Raw genomic sequence first — 7,364 nt, forward strand, 5'->3', positions numbered from 1 at the left:
CCGTCCCCGCAGCACGGAACGGCGGCGACGCCCCCTCCCAGGGGCGTCGCCGCCGTTCTGCGGTCCGGGGCTACCGCCCGTCCGCGTGCGCTCCGCTCCGCCCGGCCTCGGCCCGGACGAACCCGGCCAGCTTGGCCACGCCGTCCTCGATCTGGCCGGCCGTCACCGAGGAGATCGAGAGCCGCAGGCGGCGCTCTCCCCCGCCTGCCGGGTAGAACGGCGCCATCGGCGTCCAGAGCACGCCGTGGTCCCGGGCGCAGCGTTCCATCGCCGCGTCGTCCGCCGCGAAGGGCACCTCCAGGACGGCGAAGAAGCCGCCCTCCGGAACGTTCCAGGACAGGCCCAGGCGGGCCCGCTCGGCCGCCGGGAAGTGCCGGTCCAGCTCGGCCAGCAGGGTGGCCATGCCGGCCGCGTAGTGGGCCGTGGCGGGGGCGTTGGCGGCCCGGAGCCGGCAGTCGTGGGTCAGCAGCATGCCGCCGATCACGGCCTGGCTGAGCGCCGGCGTGTTGACCGTCGTCATGCTCTTCAGCTTGGCCAGCTGGTCGGCGAGCAGGGTGCGCCGCCCGTCCGGGCCGGTCACCTCCTGGTCGGCGACCACGTAGCCGAGACGGGCGCCGGGGAAGCAGGTCTTGGCGAAGGAGCCCAGGTAGACGACCTGCCGGTGGCGGTCGAGGGCCTTGAGCGTGGGCCGCTCGCCCGGCTCGCGGGCGAAGAAGCCGTACGGGTTGTCCTCGATGATCAGCAGCCCCTCCTCCGCCGCCGTCTCCAGCAGCCGGGTCCGGGCCGCGACGGGCATCGAGGTGCCGGAGGGGTTGGCGAAGTCGGGGACGACGTACAGGGCGCGCGGGCGCCGGCCGCCGGCCCGGACGGCCCGGGCGGCGGCACGGACGGCCTCGGGGTCGGGGCCGCCGTCCGCACCCTCCGGGACCGGGACGGTGGTCAGGTCGAGCAGCCTCGCCGCGCCGGTGACCCCGACGTAGCAGGGCGAGCTGACCAGCACGACGTCGTCCGGGCCCGCGCAGAGCGCACGCAGCGTCAGCAGCATGCCCTCCTGGGCGCCGACGGTCAGCACCAGCGCCTCGGGCGGGACGGTGAGGCCCTCGTCGTTGGCGAGGGTGCGGGCCACCAGGTCGGCGATGACGCCCTTGGTCGGGCCGTACTGGAAGAGCACGGTGCGGATCGCGTCCCGACCCAGTCCGCGCGCGGCCAGGTGGTCGAGGAACGCCTCCAGGTAGGCGGTGACGTCCTCCGGCTCGAAGAAGCCCTCGTAGGGGCGGCCGGGGGCGAAGGAGACGGCGCCGGGGTAGCGGGTGGTGACCTCGTTCAGGAAGGTCATCGCGTCCAGCAGCGGGTCGGAGAGCGAACCGTGCAGGTCGCCGAGGTCCAGGGACACGGTCTGCGGGGCCGTCGGCGCGGTCACCGGAGGGCCTCGCGCAGCCGCGCGGCGGCGTACGCCTGCGCCTCGGCGGCGGCGTCCAGGGTGCCCGTCATCGCGAAGAAGCCGTGCGGGACGCCGTCGAAGCGGCGGGTCTCGGCCGGGACCCCGGCCGCCCGCAGGGCCTCGGCGTACTGCTCGCCCTCGTCGCGCAGCGGGTCGTACTCGGCGGTGATGACGGTGGCGGGGGGCAGGCCCGCCAGGCTCGGGGCGCGCAGCGGGGACGCGTGCGGGTGGTCGCCGTCGGTCGGGCCGGCCAGGTAGTGGCCCCGGTACCAGGCGACCGACCGGCGGTTGAACAGCGCCGGGTCGTCGTACTCGCGCAGCGAGGCGGTGTCGGCGCGCTGGTCGGTGTTGGGGTAGACGAGCAGCTGGTGGCGGATCGCCGGGCCGTCCTCGTCACGGGCGATCAGGGTGAGCGCGGCGGCCAGGTTGCCGCCGGCGCTGTCGCCGCCGACGGCGAGCCGGTCCGGGTCGATGCCGAGGGTGTCGGCCTGCTCCGCCAGCCACCGGGCGGCGGCGCGGCTGTCGTGGACGGCGGCGGGGAACGGGTGCTCGGGGGCGAGGCGGTAGCCGACCGAGGCCGTGACGCAGCCGACCGCGTTGGTCAGGGCGCGGCAGATGGCGTCGCTGGTGTCGGGCGAGCCGAGCGTCCAGCCGCCGCCGAACAGGTAGAGCAGGACGGGGAGGCGGCGGCCGGACGCCGGGCGGGCGGGCCGGTAGAGCCGGAGCGCGAGCTCGCCGCCGGGGCCGGGGATGCGGTGCTCCTCGACGGCGGAGACCGGTTCGGGGGTGCCGGCGGCGGCGCGGATGTCGGCGAGGTCGGCGGCGCGGGCCTCGGCCAGGGTGAGGGTGTAGAGCGGCGGCGTGCCGGAGCTCGCGCGGCGGTCGCGCAGCGCCTGGGCCTGGGGGTGCAGTGGCATCGGGTGTCCCGGGGGTCTGGCGTCGGGTCTCAGCGGTCGGCCTCGACGTAGACGGTCTCGTCGGTGCGGAAGGCGGTGTCGAGGTCGGCGACGTCGGCCCGCGCGCCCTCGCGGTAGGCGCAGGGGCGGATCTGCCCGGGCTCGAACCCGGCCCGGGTGAGGACGTGCCGCAGCTCGTCGAGGTCGTAGATCCACTGGTGACCGTAGTGGCGGAAGATCTGGTTGACCAGGAAGGCGGGGCGCGCCGGCATCGGCGGGCCGAAGCCGAGGGTGGTGAGGCGGCGGCGGTGCTTGGCCAGGAAGCCGTCGTCGGTGGCGTAGCCGACCAGGTAGCGGGCCAGGTCGGGGGTGGTGATCCGCAGGACGCCGCCGGGGCGCAGGACGCGCCGGGCCTCGCGCAGCCAGCCGACCGCGACCGGCATGGTGACGTGCTCGATCAGGTGCTCGGCGTAGACCCAGTCGACGCTGGCGTCGGCGAAGGGCAGCGGCTTGGAGATGTCGAGCTGGGTGAACCAGCGGTCGCCGTCGACCCGGTAGAGGGTACCGGGTTCGGTGCCGGTCCCGGGGCTGCGCAGCGCGGTGAGGTCGGTGCCGAGGCCGCCCGGGTGGGCGGTGCGGAAGGCCGCGAACTCGATGCCGGTCAGGCCGAGGTCGGTGAAGTCCCGGTGGTCGAACGGGAGCCCGCCTGCGGCCGGTTCGAGCGTGCGGCAGGTGGCGACGTCGGCGCTGAACCGGTCGAGCTGGTCCTCCAGGCCGTCCGGGTCGTCCCAGTCCCAGCCGGGAAAGGCATTCTGTCTGCTCATGGTGTCGGTCTTTCCGTCGTTCTCGTCTGGTGCTGGGCGGTGTGTCAAAAAGGGCCCGGCGGCTGCCCGATGGTGCCTCCGCCGGGTACCGGACGGCCCTGCCGTCCGGTCCTTCCGGCTGCCCGATGGTGCCGTCGTCGCGACGCCTCCGGGAGGCCGCCGGGTGCGCCGCGGCGCGGCGTCGCGGCGGGATCAGGTGCCGACGGGATCAGCCGGTGGGCCAGGGGGCGAGGGCGGTGCGGTCCAGGTCGGCGAGCCCGGGGCGGCCCAGCAGGGCCATGGTGTGCTCCAGTTCGTCGCGGAGCAGGTCGAGGACCCGGGTGACGCCGTCCTCGCCGCCGGTGGCCAGGCCCCAGAACGCCGGACGCCCGACCAGGACGGCGCGGGCGCCGAGGGCGAGGGCGACGGCGATGTCGGCGCCGCCGCGCACGCCGCCGTCGAGCACGGCGGGGATGTGCGGCGGGAGGGCGTCGACCACCTCGGGGAGGGCGGCGAGCGCGGGCAGTGCGCCGTCCAGTTGACGGCCGCCGTGGTTGGAGACCACGACGGCGTCGACGCCGTGCTCGGCGGCGAGCCGGGCGTCCTCGGCGGTGAGGACGCCCTTGAGGACCAGCGGCAGCCGGGTGCGTTCGCGCAGCCAGGCCAGGTCGGACCAGGTCAGGGTGGGGTCGAACTGCTCGCGGGCGTGGTCGGCGATGCCCGAACTGCCTTCGGTCGCGCGGTGGGTGGAGGCCATCAGGGCGGGGTCGAGATTGACCGCGCGGATCTCCGGCGGGACGGCGAAGCCGTTGCGCAGGTCGCGCAGCCGGCGGCCGATCCGGGGGGCGTCGACGGTGAGCATCAGGGCGGTGAAACCGGCCGCCTCGGCGCGTTCGACCAGGGAGGCCAGCGCGTCCCGGCGGCGCAGCCAGTACAGCTGGAGCCAGAGTGGACCGGTCGCGGCGGCGGCGATCTCCTCCAGGGTACTGCTGGCGAAGATGCCCGCGACCAGCAGGGCCCCCGCCCGGCCGGCCGCCCTGGCGGTCGCGGTCTCGCCGTCCGGATGGACCAGGCGGTGGTAGGCCATCGGGGCAATTCCGAGCGGCAGTCCGAGCGGTGAGCCGAGCAACTTGACGGCGGTCGAGCAGTCGGAGACGTCGACCAGTGTGCGCGGGCGGAACGCGTAGCGTCCGAACATTTCGCGGTTGGCCGCCAGGGTGCGCTCCGCACCGCTGCCGCCCTCGATGAAGTCCCAGATTTCTGGGGAGAGTTGCTCGCGCGCTGCGCGTTCGATCCCGGCCAGCGTGAGTGGTGCCACGGCCATCCTCGTTCCCGGACGGCCGCGCTCGGACCAGTCCACGGGTCGGCAGCGTAGGAGGTCTGGACCTGATTGGTATAGACCTTGATTTGACCAAACGTCTGTGCAATGGTCTGGCAACGGAATTGACCGTATTGCTCGTGATTACCTACACACGGCGTTCATGACAAATCTCCTCACTGTGTGGAGTGGCGTTGACCCGCATTTCCCCTTCTTCACCGCCGCCTTCTTCACCCCCGCACGCCGATGCCCCCGACGACTGGGTCGAACGGGTGCTGTTGGCCGGTCCCGGGGGTGAGGAGTGCCTCCGCTTCGGCACACCCGTCGACCGCGACGCCCTGCGCGCGCTGGTCGCCGAGCAGGCCGAACGGCTCACCGCCGCCGGCCTCGGCCCGGGCGGCACCGCCGCGCTGCGCCTGCCGCCCTCACTGGGCTTCGTCGTCGCGCTCCTCGCCTGCTGGCGCCTGCGGGCCCAGGTGGCCCTGCTGGACCACCGGCTGACCGACCACGAGATCGAGGGCGCGGTCGAACGGCTGGCCCCGCAGGTCCTGGTGGGCTCCGCCCAGCGACCCTCGGCCGCCGCGCTGCGCGGCTACTCCGTGGTCGACCCGGTGGCCGTCCGGCTGCCCGCCGGCCGGCCGGCCCGGACCGGGCACGCCCTGATCCAGCTCAGCTCCGGCTCCACCGGCCCGGCCAAGATCATCGCCCGGACCGCGGGCGACCTGATCCGCGAGCTCGACTGCTACCGGCGGCTGGCCGACTTCCCCGGCGAGGGTGAGCGGGTCGTCCTGCTGTCCTCCGTGGTCCACGTGCTCGGGCTGGTCGGCGGACTGCTCAACAGCCTGCACGCGCACGCCCCGCTGACCGTCCCGGACCGGATGACGGCGGCGGGTATCCTCGCCACCGTCGCCGACGACGACCGCCCCACCACGGTGATCGGCGTCCCGTTCCACGCCGAGCTGCTGGCCGGCGCCGCCGGACCGCCGGCGCTGCCCCAGCTCCGGCGGATGGTCGTGGCCGGCGAACTGGTCCGCCCGGGCCTGCCCGCCGCGTTCACCGCGCGGTACGGCGTCCCGCTCGGCACGATGTACGGCATGACCGAGCTCGGGGTGATCGCCACCGATCTGGACGGCACCCTGAACCCGGCCAAGCAGCCCGTCGAGGGCATGGAACTGCGTCTCGTCAACGGCGAGTTGCAGCTCCGCACGGCCGCCTCGCCGTACCCCGGACTGGACGATCCGACCCGCTGGGCCGACGGCTGGCTGCACACCCGCGACGCCGCCGTGGTCGACGGGACCACCGGTCTGGTCACCGTGCTCGGCCGCCGGGACTCGCAGGTCTCGATCGGCGGACTCAAGGTCGACCTCACCGAGGTCGAGCAGACCCTCGCCGCACTGCCGCAGGTCCGGGAGGCCGTCGTGGTCTTCGACGGGGGCGCCATCGAGGCCTACCTCGCCACGGAGGACGGCGCCGACCAGGCGCTCGTCCAGGACGGACTCGCCCGTCAGCTCGCCGCCTACAAGCGGCCGCGCCGGCTGGCCTTCCTCCCGCAACTCCCCCGGACCGCCACCGGAAAGCTGCTGCGCGACCCGACCGCCCTGCGCTCCGCCGCCGGCTGAACCCCGGCCGAGGACCCTCCCGACACCGCCCACCGCACCACCGCGCACCACCCCGCTGCACCGCACCACTTCGGAACCACGCACCACCGCACCACCGCACCGCCCCTGCGGGACCCGGCCGGCTCCCCGACAGGCAGACGCCCCGACAGGCGGACGCCGCCACCCGTCGGACCCGGTCCGACCACCCGGACCGGCCGTGTTCACATCCCCGACAACCCCGCGCGCGCCGCACGCGCCCGGGCACAAGGAGCACACCATGCAGGACCGCATCCGCGAGTTCGTCCTCGCCGCCCTGGCCGAGATGCAGTACGACGTCTCCGAGGTCACCGGTGACACCGACCTCGGCCCGGCCGGGCTGGACCTCGAGTCGCTCGCCCTCGCCGACCTCTCGGTCCAGGTCGAGGACGAGTACGGGGTCAAGTTCGACCTCGACGAGATGGAGACCACCGCGCTGATGACGCTCGACCAGTTCACCGGCGACGTCGCCGCCCGGATCGCCGCCGCCGGCAACGCCGCCACCGCCACCGCGGGCAGCCCGGCGTGACCGACCTCGCCGGACCCGACCGCGCCGAGGTCCTGGAGATGCTGGCGGCGTTCGGGCAGCGCGCCGTCGAGAGCGTCCCCGAAGAACTGGGCTCCCTCGAACTCACTTGGCTGATAGCCGAGTTCGAGCAGCGCTACGGCATCGAGCCGGATCTCGACGACGAGCGGTTCGAAGCCGTCCGGACGGTGGACGACGCCGTCGAGGTGTTCCGCGCGGCCGTCCTCGCGGCCGCGGGCGGCGCCGTGGACGCCGGAGCCACCACGACCGTCGGAGCCCTACGGACATGATCCGCCACGCCCAGCCCGCCGTCCGGCCCGTGGTGACCGGCCTCGGCGTGCTCAGTGCGGCCGGCACCGGGCCGGCCGCACTCGCCGAGGCCACCGCCCACGGCAAGGCCGCCTTCGCCGCCGTCACCCGGTTCGACGTCTCCGCACGCCGCACCACCCGAGCCGCGCTGCTGCCCGAGCCGCGCCCGCTCGCCGACGCGGTGCTCGCCGCCGCCGACCAGGCCTGCCACCAGGCGGGCCTGCCACCGGCGCCCGGCGACGGCGGCCTGCCCGTGCTGCTCGCCCTCCACAGCGACCTGCGCACCCGGGCCGCCGTCGCGGACGTCGCCGCCGGGACGGCCGCCGCCTGGGGCGCCCGCGGACCCACAAGCTGTCCAAGCTGCGGGCCTACAGCGCGATCGACTTCGACCGCGCCAACTGATCCCCCGGCTCCCCGCACGCGGCGCAGCGCGACGC

7 protein-coding genes and 1 pseudogene are annotated in these 7,364 nt (G+C 74.9%); 4 read left to right on the forward strand and 4 right to left on the reverse strand.

Annotated features, from left to right (window positions below):
- Positions 1–70 precede the first annotated feature (70 nt).
- The 4 genes from ABZY91_RS33425 to ABZY91_RS33440 all read right to left on the reverse strand — a co-directional run bounded on the left by ABZY91_RS33425 (position 71) and on the right by ABZY91_RS33440 (position 4,458).
- Positions 71–1,420 (reverse strand): PLP-dependent aminotransferase family protein, encoded by a 1,350-nt coding sequence (locus tag ABZY91_RS33425; protein WP_355406905.1) that lies wholly within the window; start codon positions 1,418–1,420, stop codon positions 71–73.
- Complete coding sequence (locus ABZY91_RS33430; protein WP_355406907.1) at positions 1,417–2,358, reverse strand: alpha/beta hydrolase; 942 nt, start codon at positions 2,356–2,358, stop codon at positions 1,417–1,419. The genes ABZY91_RS33425 and ABZY91_RS33430 overlap by 4 nt, the downstream gene beginning before the upstream one ends.
- A 29-nt stretch (positions 2,359–2,387) precedes the next feature.
- Positions 2,388–3,161 (reverse strand): methyltransferase domain-containing protein, encoded by a 774-nt coding sequence (locus tag ABZY91_RS33435; RefSeq protein ID WP_329881230.1) that lies wholly within the window; start codon positions 3,159–3,161, stop codon positions 2,388–2,390.
- A 208-nt stretch (positions 3,162–3,369) separates the two neighbouring features.
- Entirely contained in the window at positions 3,370–4,458 is a 1,089-nt protein-coding gene (locus ABZY91_RS33440; protein ID WP_355406909.1) for an alpha-hydroxy acid oxidase, read from the reverse strand.
- 194 nt (positions 4,459–4,652) lie between these two features.
- Between ABZY91_RS33440 and ABZY91_RS33445 the strand changes: the two genes are divergently transcribed.
- The 4 genes and pseudogenes from ABZY91_RS33445 to ABZY91_RS33460 form a co-directional block, all read left to right on the forward strand.
- Positions 4,653–6,077, forward strand: coding sequence for a fatty acid--CoA ligase family protein (locus ABZY91_RS33445; RefSeq protein ID WP_355406911.1), 1,425 nt, complete (start codon positions 4,653–4,655; stop codon positions 6,075–6,077).
- A 256-nt stretch (positions 6,078–6,333) separates the two neighbouring features.
- Positions 6,334–6,621, forward strand: a complete 288-nt coding sequence (locus ABZY91_RS33450) for an acyl carrier protein (protein ID WP_355406913.1) — start codon at positions 6,334–6,336, stop codon at positions 6,619–6,621.
- The gene (locus ABZY91_RS33455) at positions 6,618–6,908 is read left to right on the forward strand and encodes an acyl carrier protein (RefSeq protein WP_355406915.1); all 291 of its coding nucleotides are present in this window, start codon (positions 6,618–6,620) and stop codon (positions 6,906–6,908) included. Before ABZY91_RS33450 ends, ABZY91_RS33455 begins: the two co-directional genes overlap by 4 nt.
- Positions 6,905–7,364: pseudogene (locus ABZY91_RS33460) on the forward strand (hypothetical protein); the annotation flags it as partial. The gene ABZY91_RS33455 and the pseudogene ABZY91_RS33460, both read left to right, overlap by 4 nt.

Source organism: Kitasatospora sp. NPDC002965, assembly GCF_040611255.1.
GTDB lineage: Bacteria > Actinomycetota > Actinomycetes > Streptomycetales > Streptomycetaceae > Kitasatospora.